Source organism: Rothia sp. HMSC069D01, assembly GCF_001810135.1.
GTDB lineage: Bacteria > Actinomycetota > Actinomycetes > Actinomycetales > Micrococcaceae > Rothia.
Genome location: NZ_KV800090.1, coordinates 6,155 through 25,023, shown reverse-complemented (window position 1 = coordinate 25,023; position 18,869 = coordinate 6,155). Strand labels below are relative to the sequence as shown.

General features: G+C 59.8%; 14 protein-coding genes. 11 read left to right on the top strand and 3 right to left on the bottom strand.

Annotated elements, in window-relative coordinates; all coding sequences use genetic code 11:
* Nucleotides 1-120: 120 nt before the first annotated feature.
* The 11 genes from HMPREF2710_RS02555 (at nt 121) to HMPREF2710_RS02505 (ending at nt 15,336) form a co-directional block, all read left to right on the top strand.
* Nucleotides 121-1,257: an acetate/propionate family kinase gene (locus HMPREF2710_RS02555; RefSeq protein ID WP_005507659.1), complete on the top strand. Its 1,137-nt coding sequence runs from the start codon at nt 121-123 to the stop codon at nt 1,255-1,257.
* A gap of 631 nt (nt 1,258-1,888) precedes the next feature.
* On the top strand, nt 1,889-2,842 hold the full coding sequence (locus HMPREF2710_RS02550) for a hypothetical protein (protein WP_005507657.1): 954 nt from the start codon (nt 1,889-1,891) through the stop codon (nt 2,840-2,842).
* Nucleotides 2,843-3,223: 381 nt separating this feature from the next.
* Complete coding sequence (locus tag HMPREF2710_RS02545; protein ID WP_070599355.1) at nt 3,224-4,837, top strand: M48 family metallopeptidase; 1,614 nt, start codon at nt 3,224-3,226, stop codon at nt 4,835-4,837.
* Nucleotides 4,838-5,029: 192 nt separating this feature from the next.
* Nucleotides 5,030-6,028, top strand: a complete 999-nt coding sequence (locus tag HMPREF2710_RS02540; RefSeq protein WP_371326370.1) for a bile acid:sodium symporter family protein — start codon at nt 5,030-5,032, stop codon at nt 6,026-6,028.
* 650 nt (nt 6,029-6,678) lie between these two features.
* A complete protein-coding gene (locus HMPREF2710_RS02535; protein ID WP_070599353.1) occupies nt 6,679-8,025 on the top strand; it encodes a glycosyl hydrolase family 28-related protein in 1,347 nt (448 codons plus the stop codon).
* Between the two features lie 417 nt (nt 8,026-8,442).
* Nucleotides 8,443-9,771: a glycosyl hydrolase family 28-related protein gene (locus HMPREF2710_RS02530; protein ID WP_070599352.1), complete on the top strand. Its 1,329-nt coding sequence runs from the start codon at nt 8,443-8,445 to the stop codon at nt 9,769-9,771.
* Nucleotides 9,772-10,260: 489 nt separating this feature from the next.
* Nucleotides 10,261-11,085 (top strand): S-layer homology domain-containing protein, encoded by an 825-nt coding sequence (locus HMPREF2710_RS02525; protein WP_070599350.1) that lies wholly within the window; start codon nt 10,261-10,263, stop codon nt 11,083-11,085.
* Nucleotides 11,086-11,281: 196 nt separating this feature from the next.
* The gene (locus HMPREF2710_RS02520) at nt 11,282-12,082 is read left to right on the top strand and encodes an exodeoxyribonuclease III (protein ID WP_049359681.1); all 801 of its coding nucleotides are present in this window, start codon (nt 11,282-11,284) and stop codon (nt 12,080-12,082) included.
* A 336-nt stretch (nt 12,083-12,418) separates the two neighbouring features.
* Nucleotides 12,419-13,381 carry a metal ABC transporter substrate-binding protein gene (locus HMPREF2710_RS02515; RefSeq protein WP_070599346.1) on the top strand — a complete coding sequence of 321 codons (963 nt, stop codon included), beginning with the start codon at nt 12,419-12,421 and terminating at the stop codon, nt 13,379-13,381.
* 236 nt (nt 13,382-13,617) lie between these two features.
* A complete protein-coding gene (locus HMPREF2710_RS02510) occupies nt 13,618-14,451 on the top strand; it encodes a metal ABC transporter ATP-binding protein (RefSeq protein WP_070599343.1) in 834 nt (277 codons plus the stop codon).
* Entirely contained in the window at nt 14,452-15,336 is an 885-nt protein-coding gene (locus HMPREF2710_RS02505) for a metal ABC transporter permease (RefSeq protein ID WP_070599340.1), read from the top strand.
* Nucleotides 15,337-15,526: 190 nt separating this feature from the next.
* Here the strand turns inward: HMPREF2710_RS02505 and HMPREF2710_RS02500 are convergent, their stop codons facing one another.
* From HMPREF2710_RS02500 to HMPREF2710_RS02490, 3 genes are all read right to left on the bottom strand, one after another.
* Complete coding sequence (locus tag HMPREF2710_RS02500) at nt 15,527-16,258, bottom strand: metal-dependent transcriptional regulator (RefSeq protein ID WP_005504316.1); 732 nt, start codon at nt 16,256-16,258, stop codon at nt 15,527-15,529.
* Between the two features lie 218 nt (nt 16,259-16,476).
* The gene (locus HMPREF2710_RS02495) at nt 16,477-17,097 is read right to left on the bottom strand and encodes a hypothetical protein (protein WP_005507641.1); all 621 of its coding nucleotides are present in this window, start codon (nt 17,095-17,097) and stop codon (nt 16,477-16,479) included.
* Nucleotides 17,098-17,338: 241 nt separating this feature from the next.
* Nucleotides 17,339-18,580, bottom strand: coding sequence for an MFS transporter (locus tag HMPREF2710_RS02490; RefSeq protein ID WP_070599338.1), 1,242 nt, complete (start codon nt 18,578-18,580; stop codon nt 17,339-17,341).
* Nucleotides 18,581-18,869 lie beyond the last annotated feature (289 nt).

Genomic DNA, 18,869 nt, shown 5'->3' with positions numbered 1-18,869 from the left:
GCCTCTCGATGTCACCCCTAGTAAAAACCCCCGTTAAAAACACAGCCGGGGCCGTCTCGCACGCAGGCTCGAAAAGTGCGAGAATGGAACGAAAAGAAAACTACGAAAGAAGATACTTTCATGCTTATTCTCGTTGTGAACGCTGGTTCTTCCTCCCTGAAGTACCAGGTGCGTGACACCTCCCTGCCCGAGGCAGAGCAGATGCTGACCTCCGGCCTCGTCGAAAACATCGGCACCGACGTGCCCAACCACGAAGTCGCATTCGATATCATGTCTGAGAAGCTTGAGCCCGTCCTGGCAGGCCGTGAGCTGCAGGCAGTCGGCCACCGCGTGGTGCAGGGTGCAGAGAAGTTCACCCACCCCGCCCTGCTCACCGAGGAAGTTGTCCAGCAGATCGACGACCTCTCCCCGCTGGCACCGCTGCACAACCCCGCACACGCTCAGGGCATGCGCGCAGCAATGCACAAGTGGCCCTCCCTGCCGCAGGTTGCTATCTTCGACACCGCGTTCCACTCCACCATGCCCGAAGAAGCATGGCGCTACGCGATCCCCTACGACCTGGCTGACAAGTACAGCATCCGCCGCTACGGCTTCCACGGCACCAGCCACGAGTACGTCTCCCACGTTGCAGCTGACATGCTCGGCATTGCACGCGACGAGTTCAACGGCATCGTTGCTCACCTCGGTAACGGCGCGTCCGTAACCGCTGTGAAGGGCGGCAAGTCCGTCGACACCTCCATGGGCTACACCCCGCTGGCTGGCCTGATCATGGGTACCCGCTCCGGCGACATCGACCCCTCGGCACTGACCACCATCCTGATTCGTGAGGGCATTGACGGTGCACGCCTGGACACCATCCTGAACAAGGAGTCCGGTCTGCTCGCACTGGCTGGCTCCAACGACATGCGTAAGGTCGTTGAGGCCGCACAGTCCGGCGACGAGCGTGCACAGCTCGCACTGGACATGACCTCCTACCGCCTGATGAAGTACATTGGCGGCTACAACCTGGTTGTTGGCGGCGCGCAGGCACTGATCTTCACCGCTGGTATCGGTGAGAACTCCGGCGACTTCCGCAAGCTGGTCCTGGACCGCCTCGGCGCTCTCGGTATCAAGTACAACGAGGAAGAGAACGCTAAGCGTTCCCCCGAGCCGCGCGTGATTTCCACCGAGGATTCCGCTATCAAGGTGCTGGTCATCCCCACCAACGAGGAGAAGGCTATCGCTGAGGCTACCGAGGAACTCGTCAAGAGCCTCTAAGCCCCACGCACCCCGCCGTATAGGCGGTTGAATATAGGCAGTCCGCTGCAGTTCCCGTTCCGTACGGGTGTTGCAGCGGACTTGTTTTTGAACATCCGTTAGAGTAAATGCATATGATTCAACTCACTTTACAATGCAACATTACGCCAATGTAGTACGTATTACATATGTGTCATTCATCACATTGGAAACAAGAATGAAAGTTGATTAAAAATGTGGGCTTGGGTGTTGCATAAAGTGTAAATTTTTTGCTTGCTTGGGAAAGTTATGCAGGGGGGGGGGGTTGAGTGCATTGATTCGCAACATTCCAACATTGATGGAAGTTGAGGTTGAAGGTGAAAAAAGATTGATAATCCTAGATTAATTCTGTTAGGAATTTTTTATCGATCCAAGTTGTTGCACAATATGAAACAATAAATACAAATTTTTGTGATTCCATATAAAGCGTGTTCATATAACGAGTGTTCATCGAAAAGAACTGAAGCGGACTTATAGCCGCAAAAGAATTCTGAGAGCACACTCTGAACTGTACGTTAAACACATACTGCGATAACTTTTATATCTGTATATTTTATGCAGAAATAAAGTGGATCAATGTGCAAAACTCATTCCAATTGAGAGAGACTTGGTAATGGATATTCACTCGACTAAGAGCCACTCCGAACAAAGTGGAAAGCTGATGGGCCGTCGTACCCTGGTCAAGGGTGCAGCATGGGCAACGCCCGTTGTGGCAGCAACCGCCGTAGTGCCCGCCTACGCCGCATCCAAGAACCCTTGCGAATACGGCACCATCGTATCCGTGCCCTGGGGTGAACGTGCCAACCGTCGCCGCTACAAGGGTACCGTGAATGAAGAATACGAATGGGCAGTAATGCCCACCTCCAACTGCAGCCCCCAGCCGCAGACCTACTTCATCGACAACACCACCCCCGAAAATAAGCTTGCTTACCCCTGGGGTCGTTACGAGGGTGTGAGCGACTTCCCGCCGATTTACCCCCCGAACGGCAAGGACACCCCTGACTACACCTCCAAGGACGGCGTTGGTGGCGTTGGTGGCGGCGTTATCATCAACGTTCGTGTTGAGAACGTTGCAGGTGACGTCTCCTATGCACCGACCCCCACCGGTGCGGACCGTTTCGCATTCGGTGAGTCTGACGCAAACCGCAAGAACAACATGTACTACGCCGAAGGCTACAAGGGCAAGGGCGCAAACCCCCCGGTTGTTCGCCTCAACGACAACTACAAGGGCAGCCGCTCTACCTACATCGCTCACGGTAAGTACAACTACCTGCACTTCCCGGATGGTCCCCGTCCTCCCAAGGAAAACAGCCCCCTGTGGACTTACGCATACGGTAAGCACTACACGACCGCTGAAGGCCGCGACGGCTGGTCCTGGGATATTCAGGTGATGGCTAACATTACCCACCCCAATGCTGGTCAAGACGTTGTGTCGTACATGACCTACCTGCGTAAGCACACCTACGGTGACCCCGCGCATCAGTCGGCAAAGGTCATTCCGGTGCAGTACCGCGTTATTGTGACTTCCCCCTGGGGTACTGTCACTTATCTTTCGGCAGCTGTTTAATATCAGCTTCCATTAGGTCTGAATGGAGTAGTGACCCATTCGACCTACTTCAATCTTGGATTGAGATTTATATATTGTGATGTTTATTTGAGTATAAAGTTGATGGATTTTTAGTGTATTAGGGAGTGGTGTCCCTAATAAGTAGACGCTATTCTTCTGTCAGCTTTTGGAGGGGCCGGTTCCGCACCACGTGTGCGGAACCGGCCCCTCTGCATGCATCAATAGGGAGAAAAGCTAAGCATTGTATCTCTTGGCGGGCTATTGCAGGGAAGATGAGAAGTGGTGAGCGTTCCGTGAGAAAAAGCGCATTCACATTCACTAGTAAGTGCCCAAAAACGATAGAGTGGAATCAGATAACACTCGATACGAAGCGGACGAGACATGACTCAACCCCCTGAAAACCACCAGCAGCCCGGTGGGCAGTTCAACGCCCAGCCCGGCCAGCAGGCATTCCACGCCCCCGGTGAGCCCCTCCCGCAGGACCTCTCCGCCGGCTGGCTCCCCGAAGACGAGCGCCAGAAGCCGGTCAGCCCCCTGCCCCAGCCGAAGCTCTTCGCCTACCAGTCGATGCTGCCGCCGAAGGTGCTGCACGCGCTGCGTCACCCCTCCGAAATTCCGTGGCTGGTCGCCGCCTACGCGGTCACCGCGGTCGGCTACATTGTGCTGTTCATGGCGCTGGCTGACCTGTTCAGCTCGATGATGCGTTACGTCTTCAGCTCAACCGGTGAAGGCTCGGTTCGAGTACCTTCCGGCAGCACCTCCGCAAGCCTGGAAGACCTGATTTTCCAGACGGTTGGTCTGCTCATCCTGGGCCCGATTGCCATCTTCATTGTTCGTGCAATCTACTACGCACAGCAGCGTGTTCGCGGTGTGCGCATCACCCCGACCCAGTTCCCCGAGGCGTACCAGATGCTCGCCGAAGCAGCTGAGGCGGCGGGTCTGCGCCGCGTGCCGGATGCGTACGTCATCCTCGGTAACGGCGTGATGAACGCTTTCGCGGCAGGTCACGGCTTCCGCCGCTACATCTGCCTGTACTCCGACCTGTTCGAGATTGGCGGTAAGTCTCGTGACCCGCAGGCGCTGCGCTTCATCATTGGCCACGAGGTTGGCCACATCGCCGCAGGTCACGTCGGTTATTTCCGTCTGATTTTCACTACTCTGTTCAACCAGATTCCGGTGCTGTCGAGTGCGCTGTCCCGCTCGCAGGAGTACACCGCCGATAACTTCGGTTACCGCTTCTGCCCCGAGGGCGCTGAGGGTGCCGTCAAGGTGCTTGCGGCAGGTAAGTACCTGAACAAGCAGGTTAACTTCGATGAGCTTGCCGACCGTGCCGTGACCGACCGCGGTCTTGCCGTCTGGTACGTGAACCTGCTGGCAAGCCACCCCATCCTCACGTGGCGTGCGCACGCGCTGCGTGACCGCACCCAGCCGGGCCGCCTGTTCTGGCGCCCGACGGAGAACCCGGTCAAGGACGCCGCACCGCGCGTTCCTGTCCTGATTCCGGCGTCTGAGCCGGTGCACATGTGGCCTGACCCGATTCAGTCCACCGAGTTCATGCGTGAGCACCAGGACACCTGGGCTGACCACACCCTGGAAACCGTGGACGTGTACTCCAAGCCCGAGAACGCCCCCAAGTTCGATGCGAATTCGACGCTGTTCGCTGGCTGGCTCACCGAGCAGGCTCGTGCCTTCCACGGCCAGCGTTGGGATGCGTACGCTGCCGCCGGTGGCGTGCCGGCACCGGGCGCTCCCGGTGGCCCGCAGATGCCCGCGCCGGGTCAGCCTGCCTACGGTCAGCAGCCCGGCTTCGGTCAGCCTGCCGCAGGTCAGAACGGTGTAGCCCAGAACGGTGCAGGCCAGTCCGCCCCTGAGCAGCCCTCTAATGGCCAGCCTAACGGCCAGCCTTCTCCTGAGCAGTACGGTTACGGCCAGTACGGTAGCGGCTCCTCTGAGGGTGGCTCGTACGGTTACGGCTTTGACGGTGATAAGAAGTAGCCGCTGAGCCTACTCTGAACGCCTCATCTGAGCCGCACAGCTCAATAACCTTCACGAACCCGCCGGGGTGCTAACGCACTCCGGCGGGTTCGGCTGTTAACCGCCTCCTGCACACTCCTAAGCTCTCCCTGCGTGACCCCCAGGTGAGAAGGGGCGCCCGCCACTGCATCCGCCGCATGCCGCAGGCATAGAATGGACAGCATGCTTTCATCACTTCGCTCCATCAAACTCGACCCGCTGCTGACCATGCTCATTAGCGCGGTTATCCTCGCAATTATTGTGCCGGCGCGCGGCGACTTCGCCGAATGGTTCAGCACCGGAACGAAGTTCGCGGTCGCCCTGCTGTTCTACCTGTACGGCGCTCGCCTCTCCACCGCGGAGGCTATTCGCGGCCTGACTCACTGGCGTCTGCACCTGATGATTCTCAGCTGCACGTTCGTGCTGTTCCCGCTGGTCGGTTTGGCGCTTTCACCACTGCGTTTTGTGCTCGGTGATGGGCTGTACATGGGCATCCTGTTCTTGACCTTTGTGCCCTCGACCGTGCAGGCGTCGATTGCGTTCACCTCGATTGCGGGCGGTAACGTGGCGGCGGCGATTGTGAGCGCTTCGCTCTCTTCGATTGTGGGTGTGGTGGCGACTCCGCTGCTCGCCATGCTACTGATGAACACGGGCCATATTGAGTTCTCCGGAACGGTCTTCCTGGACATCGCCATTCAGCTGTTTCTGCCGTTCGTGCTCGGTCAGCTGACGCGCCGCTGGGTGGGGGAGTTTGCTAAGAAGCCGACGACTAAGTGGCTGGATAAGTTCTCGGTCATGATGATTGTGTATTCGGCGTTTTCCGCCTCGGTGGTGCAGGGCGTGTGGACGCGCGTGGCGTGGTGGCAGATCGTGCTGCTGGTTGTGCTCATGGCGATTATTGTGGTGTTCATGCTGTGGCTGACCGACCAGCTGGCTAAGCGCCTGGGGTTCAACCGTGCCGACCGTATTACGATTCAGTTCTGCGGTTCGAAGAAGTCGCTGGCGGCTGGCCTGCCGATGGCGATCATTATTTTTGGTGCGGGCTCGCTGGGTCTGATGATGCTGCCGATCATGATTTTCCATCAGGTTCAGTTGATGATTTGTACCTGGCTTGCGGGCCGCTATGCGCGCCTGGATGTGGTGGGTGCCGCCTCCGCGAAGGAAGTTCAGTAGGGGACTGTTGGGTTCCTACTGGGCGCCTGTCGGGGCGTTCGCCGGGGTGGCTAGCGGGCACCCTGGTGGACATCCCGGCGGGCGCTCCGACGGATACGCGCGGGCGCCCTTGAACCTGTGAGATAAGCCTCTGATGAGGGGTTTTAATGGGTTCTTTGGGTCTGGATGACCCGTCTGAAAAGTGATGTTGCGCGCTTTGGCAAAAATTCCCCTGACTAGTGCATTTACGTGCAAAATGTGGCATTTGTACTGGTCAGTTGGTTTTCTGTGGGTTATCTGCACTCTATTGCACCAAAGTGACGAGCGAGACAATCAACACTATCGGGTGTTGGGCGGCGAAAAATCCCCAATTTTGCCCTAGAATGTTTTGTCGTGGGTTAGACAGATTTGCATCCTGCATGCAAGAATTTATGACTCATGTGGGAATGGTTGAGATTCACTCCCTCACACCACCCACGAGCATTGATGCGGCGGACTCACTCCCCGACCGCATCCAACACCGGAAGAGTCTCACTCACTCAACCGACAAGAAGCTCAAAATCACTTATTCACTCAAACACAACTGGATACACTCAGCTTAATGACGCGCGTAGAAGACACTATCTATGCGCTAATCGCTGTTCTGTATCCGCCAAGAAAGAGGACACTCCATGGCTACCATCATGAGCGTGAACGTATGCGATTCCAAGTACAACGCTGACCCCACCGGCGTACGAGACTCCACTAGTGCTATCCAGAAGGCCATCGACGACGTTGCTGCCCAGGGCGGCGGCTCCGTGGAGATTCCCGGCGGCATGTACCGCGTCTCCTACCCCTTCATCGAAATGAAGCACCGCGTCGAGATCTTCGGCCACGGTCAGGCAACCCGAATCGTCGCTTTCACCGACAAGGGTATTCCCTCCACCAAGAACGGTAGCTACGAATGCACCGGCGTTTTCCACACCGGTAGCTACACCACCCCCATGAGCGGTGGCACCAACCAGAACAAGCCCATGCGTATGGGCGTGCGTGACCTGTTCATCCGCACCAACAAGTACAACCTGCCGCTGGATTCTAAGAGCAACCAGATTTTCCTGGAGAAGCATACCCAGCCCGTCGACAACGTTGCAGGCGTCATCTTCCACACCCGCATTGCGGACGCTAACCCCGGTGAGCCGGACGCAGTGCCCACCCTGTCCAACATCGAAATCTGGGACACCGCCATTGGCGTTGCGATCCTGGGCCTGGACGACCAGGGCATGAAGATTGACAAGATCCGCATCCGCCAGACCCTGCGCCAGGGCCTGCTGGTCGGTAAGCCTGTCGGCCACCCGCTGCGCCCCCGCGAGGGTGACACCCCCGGCGCGGCAGATAACAAGTTCTCCATGATTGACGTCTCTGACGCAAACATGAGCTTCGGCACCTACGCGGGTATCGAGATTTACACTTCTCAGTCCAAGTTCGAGGCGTCCACCAGCTGGTTCAACAAGCGCAACCAGGGTAAGAACGCCCTGTACGAGGTGAAGACCCGCCACGTGGGTGCAGGCTGGTTCATTCAGGGCACCCGCAACATGTTCATTGGCTGCACCGCCCAGGAGAACGCCGGTCACGGCTGGCTCGTGGAGTGGGGTAACAACCAGTTCATTGGCTGCCTGGGTGAGTCCTCCAGCTTCCAGGACGCTGTTACTGGCGCTGCTCGAGGTGACGAGGCGGCGAACTGGTACATTGGCCGTAACGCACGCGGTAGCCGCTTCGTGGCTCCTCGTTCGCACAACCCTTACAGCTGGGCGAAGGCTTCCCTGTACGGTTTCTACATTGAGAACAACATTCGCGATATGCACATTACGACTGCGTCTGCGAAGGATGACCGTATTGGTGAGAACAACATGGTCGGCCGCCGTGTTCACGTGACCGGTGCTATGGGCGATAACGTGCTCATCGAGGTGGATCATATTCGCCACGCGACTTTCGCGCCGAAGCAGCTGGAGAAGCGCGGCAACGGCGTGTTCATGGGCTAACCCTCGCGGGTTGAGCTACGCGGGCTGAGGCTCGTGATTACAAAATCTTAAAACGCATACGCTTGAGGGGCGGGGAGTAATCCCCGCCCCTCAAGCGTTTAACGCCCCGCACGATGCGGCGGCAGAGGGCGCTGGCGAGAGCCGCGTGAGGCGGCAGAGGAGTGGGCATCACAGTGCCCGGTCATCGCCTCCACACGCCCAATGCGGTACCCTTGAGCAGGGAGGCAGGTCTGCCGGTGCACAGACTCGCACACGCCAACACATCCGCAGAAATGCGCCCAACACACCGCACCACACAAACTCAACACTGCACCCGCGCAGCACCGTATTCACCGCATACTGCCGTATTCACTCAATTCACTCACCACGCCGCCTTCAGCACCGAACGCGGTACCCATCGAAAGAATTGAGCCCCTCATGCCCGATACGCCCATGAGCATCAACGCCATCAACTACGGCGCAGACCCCACCGGTGCCAAAGACTCCACCGCAGCCATCCAGCGCGCAGTCGACGCTGTCGCCGCACGCGGCGGCGGATCCGTAGAACTACCCCGCGGCATCTACCGCGTCTCCTACCCCTTCATCGACATCAAGCACCGCGTCGAAATCTTCGGCTACGGCTCCTCAACCGTCGTCATCGCGCACTCCGACCGTGCCATCCCCACCACCGCCAACGGCCACACCGAATACACCGGCGTGTTCCACGTCGGCAGCTACACCACCCCCGTCTACGGCAACTACAACGCCAACAAGCCCATGCGCATGGGCGTACGCAATCTGCACATCCGCACCAACGCCGCAAACACCCCCATCAGCAGCTACCCGCTCGATGCGCACACCGCCCCGCTGAACAACGTCGCCGGCGTCATCTTCCACACCCACCTGACCGGCGACATGCTCAACGAACCGGACATCGTGCCCGTTATCGCCGGCGTGGAAGTCTGGGACACCGCCATCGGCGTTGCCGTGCTCGGCCTGGACGACCAGGGCATGAAAATTGACGACGTGACCATCCGCCGCACCCTCAACCAGGGCCTGCTGCTCGGCAAGCCCGTCGGCCACCCCCGCCGCCCCAACGAAGGCCAGAACTCCGGTGCGGCAGACAACAAGCTGCGCGGTATCGACGTTGCCGAAGCGAACCTCAGCGGCGGCTCCTACGCCGGTATCGAGGTGTACGCGGCGCAGGCAAAATTCGAGAGCTGCTCCAGCAACAGCAACCACCGCACCAGCAACAAGAACGCCCTCTACGAGCCCGCCACCCGCCACGCCGGCGCAGGCTGGATCGTGCAGGGTGAACGCAACATGTTCATCGGCTGCACCGCACGCTCCAACGCGGGTCACGGCTGGATTGTTGAGTGGGCGCACAACGTCTTCGTCGGATGCGAAGCGGAAGGTTCCAGCTGGGCTGGCACCGTCAGCGGTGCCGCCGGTGCTGACGAGGCCGCTAACTGGTACATCAGCCGCAACGGGCGCGGTACCCGCATGGTCGCGCCTGTCTCCTATAATCCGCCGGAGAAGCCCGCCTCCCTGTACGGCTTCTACATTGAGAACAAGATTTACGACCTGCGCATCACCGAAGGAACCGCCAAGGACGACCGCATTGGTGAGGGCAATATGCTCGGCCGCCGCGTGTACATCACCGGTGAGATTGGCGCGAACGTGGTTATTGAAATTGAGGAGCTGCGCCACTCCACCTCGCCCGCCGGTCAGCTCACCAAGGAAGCCTATAACGTGATGCGCGGCTAGCAGAGGCTAGTAGACACGCCCGAACCGGTTCGGGACTTTCCTGTGAATCGTGAGGGAGGTGCGTGTGCCCTAGTAGGTGCGTTATACCGCTATATATCAGCTAAAAATCAAAGCAGCTGTGAATGGAATACATACCATTCGCAGCTGCTTTGTCGTTTAGAACAATGTTTAATTTTTAGTTGATAAAAGTCTCAATTAAATATTGAATAAAATATTAATATGTACTTTAAACTTTCTATGGTGGTGTAAAACAGTCCATTCACTGTGCACCACCATAGCCGTGCGACAGCATGCGGAACACGCACATCATTGGTACACGCCAAAACCGCGTATCGCCGCACGTCAGCCCCTATTCATTGCCGCTTCTTACTATTCCTCAACGCACTCCTTTCCCCTTTTATTATTCGCTCCATTTGGCGACCCCGCAGTTGACCCAAAAATCGGTTCCTTCCGGCCGGTTCCCAACCACAATTACATAAGGAAAAATCTATGCTTCCGGTTATCTCTCGAGCACTCACACCCGCTCCCCGCGCACGCCGCACTTTCGCCCTCACTCTCGCACTCGTTCTCGGTGCCGTACCCCTCGCTTCCGCAGCGAATGTACAGCCCGCCGTGCACGCTGTAGAAACCCATGCCGCAAAACCCGTCGTGAACCTGCAGCTCGTCATCAAGGCGCAGCAGCCCAAGGATGACCCCAGCTACGTCGAATGCGTCGCCAACTTCCTCGGCACCATGAGCGCCACCCCCGGCGTGTGGGCGGTCTGCCACGGCTACCTCGGCAGCGAAGAATACACCGTCACCCGCCGCCACAGCAACGCAACCGTCACCCGCGGCCAGCTCGTGCGTATGCTCTACCGCATGGCGGGATTGCCGACCGTCAAGAACCTACCCAAGACCTCCCCCTACAAGGATGTGGCAACCACCGACCCCGACTATGCCGCCTACATTTGGGCAGCGGACGCGGGCATCACCTCCGGCTGGGATGACGGGCTCTTCCACCCGGATGACTACGCCACCCGCCACACCCTCGCCGCGTTCCTGTATCGTGCCGCAGGTAGCCCCGACGGTGCCGCACGCCTGCGCCAGATCCGCCGTCCGCTACGTGCCGAAGTCAAGAAGACTGAACAGTTCAAGACCGAAAACCGCTGGGCAGCCCGCACGCTCGGCACCTACCCCGAAGTGGACCGCGACGGTGACGGCGTGGCAGACGTGGTGGACCCCGCCAGCCCCCTGTACTTCTCCGACGCCCTGTACATGCTCAAGGCGTACGGCGATAAGGGCCTGAAGGTTGTGGGCACTCCCGCCGTTGACTAGGAGTAATGCTGACTAGTGTTGTTGCTGGCTAGATTCAATGCTAACTAGATTCAGCGCTGACTAGCGCATATATTCACCGCCCGCCGGTGCGCCCCGAAGGTTGCGCAGGCGGGCGGTGCGCTGTTTTTGGCGGGCGGTGTGCTATGCCAGGACGCTCTAATGAGGCGGGAACGCGATACCCGCTAAGCTAGAAGGCATGAAGATTGCCACCTGGAACATCAACTCAATCCGCGCCCGTGAGAACCGCGTCGAAGATTGGCTCGACGAACACGACGTTGACGTGCTCGCCCTGCAAGAAACCAAAACTAAAGACGAAACCTTCCCCTTCGACCTCTTCGAATTCATGGGCTACGAGGTTGCGCACTTTGGCCTGAATCAGTGGAATGGCGTGGCAATCGCCTCCCGAGTTGGCCTCGAAGACGTGCAGCGCGGTTTCGATAACCAGCCGCACTTCGGCAAGCCCGGCGAGCCCGAGGTGCTGGAGGCGCGCGCTATCGGTGCGACCTGCGGCGGCGTGCGCGTCTGGAGCCTCTACGTGCCCAACGGCCGCGGCCTGACCGATCCGCACATGGACTATAAGCTCCGCTGGATGGAAGCGCTGCGCCAGAACGTGCACAACGAACTGGCCGCCAACCCGCAGTCGCAGCTCGCCCTGGTCGGTGACTGGAACGTCGCCCCCGAAGATACCGACGTGTGGGATATTGACTACTTCCTGCGCAACGAAATGACCCACGTTTCCGAACCCGAACGCCGCGCCTTTGCCGCCCTGCTCGAAGAGGGCATGGTGGACGTAGTGCGCCCGCACACTCCGGGCGAGTACACCTACTGGGACTACCAGGCGGGCCGCTTCACCAAGGATGAGGGTATGCGCATTGACTTCCAGCTGTTCTCGCCCGCGCTTGCCGCACGCGTGGAACGTGCCTGGATCGATAAGGTGGAACGCGCCGGTGAAGGCGCAAGCGACCACACGCCGGTCGTGGTTGAGATTGCCGACTAATCCGAGCGTATAGCTTGCCGTAGAACCGCGTGTAGTAAGGAGGCGGGGGAGGGGTCCCTCGCCTCCTTGCTGTATCTGCTGGTGCTTCTGTGTGCCTGTCTCTGGGCGGCTGTTCCTATGCCTGCCCCTGGGTTTCTGCCAATATTTCGGGGTTTTCTGTGTGGCTTAGTTGAAAAGTTCGGCTAGCCGAACTATTGTTAAATTCCGCCCGGGACGACAGGCAAAAGCGCATTATGATGCCTGCGCAGACACAACCGTGTCCCTAGCGTCCCGGCGCGGCAAATCCCATACATCAACCACATACTCAAACCCGTGATTTCCAATGAAGGATGCCTCATGAACGCTTTCACCCCCGCAGGCAGCAACGCACGCCGCCTCGTCCAGGCGCTCTGCGCCGCCCTCGCACTCACCCTGCTACTCGTGCTCACCGGTTGCGGTAGCACCGCCAGCACCGCCGACGGCGCTAAGAGCAGCAACGGCAAGAAGACCGTGCTCACCACCTTCACCGTGCTCGCCGACATCGCCCGCAACGTCGCCGGTGACGACCTGAACGTTGAATCCCTCACCAAACCCGGCGCAGAGATTCACGAGTACGAGCCCACCCCCTCCGACCTGAAGAAAGCGCACGCCGCAGACCTGGTACTCGACAACGGCCTCAACCTCGAATCCTGGTTCACCAAGTTCGTCAAGGACTCCAACGCTAAGCACGTGACCGTCTCCGAGGGAGTCACTCCCATCTCCATTACCGAGGACGCCTACGCGGGCAAGCCCAACCCCCACGCCTGGATGAGCCCCAGCAACGTGCAAAAGTACGTGGACGTGATGATTCGCGAATTTAGCGCCCTCGACCCGGCCCACGCCGCCGACTACAAGACCCGCGGCGAAGCCTACAAGAAGCAGCTACAGGGCGTGCGTGACGAGCTCGTCAAGGAAATCTCCACCCTGCCCGAGAACCAGCGCGCACTCGTCACCTGCGAAGGCGCCTTCTCCTACCTGGCGGCAGACGCGGGCCTGAAGGAAAAGTACATTTGGGCGGTCAACTCCGAACAGCAGGCGACCCCCTCGCAGATTTCCTCCGCGATCGATTACGTGCGCGAGAACCAGGTGCCCGCTGTGTTCTGCGAATCCACCGTCTCTGACAACCCGATGCGCCAGGTCGCAGACGCCACCGGCGCACGATTCGGCGGCGTGCTCTACGTAGACTCGCTCTCCGAGGCGAACGGCCCCGTGCCCACCTACCTAGACATGATTCGCTACGACGCCCGCACCATCGTGGCGGGCCTCAAGGGCAACTCCTAAACCCGGCATAAACCCCGAATAAACCCGGTAGAAACCCGGGCCAAACCCGGCATCGAAAACCCCGGGTAAACCCTAAACCCCCGATAGGATAGGAGGGGCGGTCGCCTTCATGGCTCCACTCCTCCCAGCCGTTAACACCCGCCCACACGGCACCTACTCAGCAATACCCACTCAGCAACACGCAAGCAAGTACACCCGCCCCACGCATACGGTGACCACCAGAAAGAACACAAGGAATGAGCACTCTTCTCAGCTGCGAAAATGTGCACGTGAACTACGGGCCAGTCCGTGCCCTCACCGGCGCATCCTTCACCCTGGACACCGGGCGTATCTGCGGCCTGATTGGCATGAACGGCTCCGGCAAATCCACCCTCTTCAAAGCCATCATGGGGGTCGTGCCCATGCACGCCGGAAGCATCACCCTCGACGGGCAGCCCGTCGGCGGTAACCGTGGCAGCCGCGGCAAGAACGCGCACCACCACCGCGCCGGACTCGTCAGCTACGTGCCGCAGAGCGAAGAAATCGACTGGACCTTCCCCATCTCCGTGCGTGAGGTCGTCAGCATGGGACGCTACCGCAACCTCGGCATCACCCGCCGCCTGCGTGCCGCAGACCGTGCTGCCGTGGATGAGGCGCTCGCCCGCGTGGAACTGACCGACCTTGCCGACCGTCAGATTGGGGCGCTCTCGGGCGGTCAGCGTAAGCGCGCCTTCGTGGCACGCGCTATCGCCCAGGGCGCCCAGCTGCTGCTGCTGGATGAGCCTTTCGCCGGGGTGGACAAGCGCAGCGAAGCGATGCTCATTCAGGTCATCGAACAGTTGCGTGACGAGGGCGCGACCGTGCTGGTTTCCACGCACGACTTGGCGAGCCTGCGCCAGTTCGCCGACGAGGCACTACTGCTACGCGGCGATATTCTGATGCACGACACCCCCGAGAAGGTGCTCGCCCCCGAGAACCTGGTGCGTGCCTTCGGCATGGAGGTGGACGCCGGCGCGTCGGTCGCTACCGCTGCCCCCGGCGCTGCTACCTCCGGCACTACTACGATCAGCTCTGCGGAAGGGAAGAACTAAATGGACATCCTCAACTTTCTGGTGGAGCCGCTGACCCTGCCCTTCATGCTCCGCGCGTTCGTGGTCACCGTCATAGCCGCCGCCGTCTGCGCCCTGCTCTCCTGCTGGCTCGTGCTGCTCGGTTGGTCGCTCATGGGTGACGCAATCTCGCATGCGGTGCTACCCGGCGTGGTGCTCGCCTACATTTTCGGTGCGCCCTTCGCAGTGGGCGCGGTCATTGCCGCACTCCTGGCTGTGGCGCTCATCGGCGGGGTGCGGCGTAGCGGCCGCGTGCGCGAAGACGCCGCGATCGGCATCGTGTTCACGACCATGTTCGCGTTCGGTCTGGTGCTGATTTCGGTCACGCCGTCGAATACCGACCTGAACCATATTCTCTTCGGTAACGTGCTGGGTGTGTCCTGGTCGGACGTCTGGCAGGTCGCCGTCCTCGCGGTGGTGGTTGCCGCCGTGCTGATGGTCAAGCGCCGCGACTTCGTGCTGTACGCATTCGACCCGGGCTTTGCGCAGGCGGTGGGGTTGCGTCCGCGTCTGCTCGGCGCGCTGCTGCTCATTATGCTGGCGCTGACTTCCGTGGTGGCGCTGCAGATCGTGGGTGTGGTGCTGGTCGTGGCGATGCTCGTCATCCCCGGCTCCACCGCGCGCCTGATAACTGACCGGTTCGTGCCGATGCTCGCGGTGAGCGTGGGAGTCTCCCTGGTGGGCACGCTGACCGGCTTGTACGCCAGCTACTACGCGGACGTATCCCCCGGTGGTGCCGTGGTCGTCACGCAGGGCATACTGTTCGCCCTGGCGTACGTGTTCGCCCCGCGCTACGGTCTGCTGGGCAGGATGCGCGCCCGCCGACTCAGCACTGATGCAACGAAAACTGAGCCGGTAGCTTCCTAAGAAAGCTCACCCTGTGAAAGCTCCCTTTGGGAAAGCTTACTGAGTACACTCACCACAGACAGCAATAGGCGGAAAGTCCCACCGAGGGGCTTTCCGCCTATTGCTATCTTTTGAAGGTTAGGGGCGCGTACCCGCCCGGATTGCCGGGCTAGAAGTCCGCCTCTACCGCCCTGTATCTAGCGCCCTGTATCTAGCGCACCGTGCGGGACACGAACAGGGAGGCGGTCGCCTCCGCACCCAACGGAATAATGGTGCCGCCGGGCTTCACCGCGCCAGCCGCGTCCGTCTCGTGCAGGTTGCCGGAACCGGCACCGACCACGCTCACGTTCACCGCCTCCGAGAAGGGCGCACCCTCCTCAATGTGTAGGCGCACGCCGGGCACAAAACCGTGGCCCTGCAGGTAACGCAGCAGGCGCGGGTCATCATCGTTAATGCGTTCGAGCACGACTGTTTCGCCGGGTTCGCACTGGCTCAGCGGCACGGTCTGCGGAAAACTAATATGCCCCGAAGAATCCGGAATCGGGTCGCCGTGCGGGTCGCGGGTCGGGTGCCCCAGCAGGGTGTCGATGCGGTCCACCATGAAGTCGGATACCGCGTGCTCCAGAACCTCCGCCTCGTCGTGCACACGGTCCCAGGTGTAGCCGAGCGTCTCCACGAGGAACGTCTCAATGAGGCGGTGGCGGCGGATCATTGCCAGCGCGTAGGAGCGGCCGGTTTCAGTGAGCTCAATAGCGCCGTAGGGCTGATGCTCGATCAGGTCGGCGGCGGCGAGGCGCTTGAGGCCGTCAGATACCGAAGAAATGCGCAGACCCATGCGTTCTGCCAGGGCGGATGCGGTGGCAGGGGTTTTGGTCCATTCTTCGAGGCTCCAGATTTCCTTGAGGTAGTTCTGGGTGCTGACGGAAAGTTCTGAGAGAGGCATAAAGATAAGTCTACCTTTTCTCTGGTTTTGCCCGTCGAGCTGCAGGGTATTCAGCGCGGGTTTAAAAAGCGTCCCGCCCGGATAGTTCACCCCTGGCAGGGGGCGACCATCACGGGCGGGATCAGGTGTTCGGTTCCGCGCTGGCAGGCACTAAAGGCTGGCAGGTACCAGGTACGAAGGCTGACAGGCGCGAAAGAATGAGGGGGGCGCGGCGGCGGTTAGGTGGCGCGGCGGCGCGAACGGTCAATACGGGTCAGCAGCTCGATGAGCGCACCGCGTGCCGCCTGCTCCTCATGCCAGAGGGAGCGGACGAGGGTGCGGCTGACCGCCTGGGTGGTGATGCCGAGTGCGGTTGCGGCGGCCTTCTGCTGGCCGCGTACGCCGGGTACGAGCAGGTTTACTACGCGCCATTCGGCGTCGGTGCGGTCGGCGCATACGCGGTAGAGCAGGCGTGCGGAGCCTGCGGCGAGGTCGGCGAGGTGGCGGTTGTCGGCGCTGACGCTGATGCAGCGTACGGGTGCGCCTCCTTGTGCTTCTTCGACGGCGAGACGTGAGAATTCGAGGGCGTCGCCGGTGCAGTCGGTGGTGCTGACGGCGCCGAGTGCGCCTGCGAATCGGGGGATGTTGAGCTCGCCGATTCCGATGCCGACCCAGAAGCCGTTATCGCGCGCGGCAATGAGCGCCGCGTGGAGTGCGTCGCTGGCGCGGTCGAAGGCGCCCTGAATTTCGTCAGGGTATGTCTGGGCGAAGGCAACACGCGGGTTGAGCTTTGCGAGTTCGTCCGACAGTGCAGTGAGTGAGTGCTGTGCGGAACGTTGAATAAAGGTTAGAACGAACACCTTCCTATTATGCCGTAAAACCTTCAACAAGCGGCGTAAGGTTCGCCGTAATACCGGCAACATTTAAACCCCTAAAAATGCGCATTGATAAGGGGAATTATCGTGAGCGTGCACTGTGTGCAGAAATCCTCGAAAGGACGTAGAACACCCCCGAAAGGAAAATAATTTTCATGCAAGTGCACGTTGAATTATTCGCTTTCGGGGGTGTTGAGTGGAGTTGATAGACGGGGCTACCGCGGAACTACTGTGCGTTCGTTACCTGCGAGATATGGGGCAGCTGACGCAGCGGCTTCTGGAATACCATCACCACCAGCGACAGGAAAATGAACACCGCGTAGAACAGCGCCGTGTACGTAATACCCCAATCAACAATGAGGAAGCCTGCCAGCAGAACAGCCAGCGGGGTGAGCGCCATGTTCGGGATGCCCTGCACCGAGTGCACGCGACCGATCATGTGCTCCGGGGTGGACGCGTTAATGTACGCAATGATGCTCGAATTGAAGGAGGGGAGCACAATACCCGCCAGCACAATCAGCAGGCACACCGCCCACAGCATTGAATGAACCACCGGCAGCAGCAGGTAGCACGCCGACATAATGGCAAGGGAGGTGATACCGAGCGGGCCGAGCGCAAACTTCTCGGTCAGCGGGCCGACCAGGAACGAACCGAGCAGCACGCCCACGCCGAAGGCGCTCGCGAAGATGCCGATGAAGAGCGGGTGTGCGCCCTCCAGGGTGTAGTAGTAGATGAAGGTGAGCGGAATGCCGACCGTTCCAAAGTTCGCAAGCGTTGAAACGAACGCAATGGACACCAGCACCTTGTTCTTCAGGATGTACTCAAAACCGGCTTTTGAGTCCTGCCAGAAGCTGGTTTTCTCGCCTTCCTCCTCTTCCGCGGGCTGCCGACTAGCGCCGTAGCTCTTGGGTGCGACGATGAATGCCAGCAGGTTGACGACCGCGTGAACTGCGGTCATGAGCACGGTCGAGAAGCCGATAATGATGCCGGCGACCGGGCCGCCCAGCAGGTTAGCGGTGGACTCGCGCGTCTCGCCCATACCGGAGGCGTACCCCAGGTGTTCCTTGGGGACTACGCGGGTGATGATGGACTGTTCACTCGGGTAGTCGAAGGTGGAAATGATGGCGGCGAGAGAAATCGTGATCACCAAAACGTAAATGTTGGTGACGTTGAAAACGAGGTAGAGAAGAATCGCGACCCAGGACAGCGCCTGGCCAATGCAGGACAGTGCCAGGCACTTTGAGGGACCGATTCTGTCGACCCATGTTCCAGATACTGCTCCGGCGCAGGTGGCGAGAACACCCGCGACGAAGAGGGTGATACTCGCAGCTTCGGGGGAGCCGGTCAGCGCCAAAATAATGATGGGCGTGGTGATATAGCTCATCGAGTCTGAGAGCTGGTTGGCTCCAATGGCGAAGAGAGTATTTCGAAAATCTCTATTCTTGAGTAGCTCGGTGTTGACACTCATGGGGGACCTCCACGATGGGGTTGGGTGTCGCGCGGTGTGCAATCCGTCGTGCATAGTTCGTTGTGCGCAATTCGTAGCGCGCAATCGTATGAGTGAATACCCCGACAGTCGGCTGCGCCTGCCTGTATTCGTCTGTTTTCGCCTGTGCCCGCCGGTCATGACGGGCCCGTCGGTCATCACGGGCCCGTCGGTCATCACGGGGTGGTTGAGGATGCACGGGGCGGCTCATCGGGAGCCACCCCCCCGCACAAATAGTGTGTCGCGCGATACTTTAGATTCTATAAGAGAC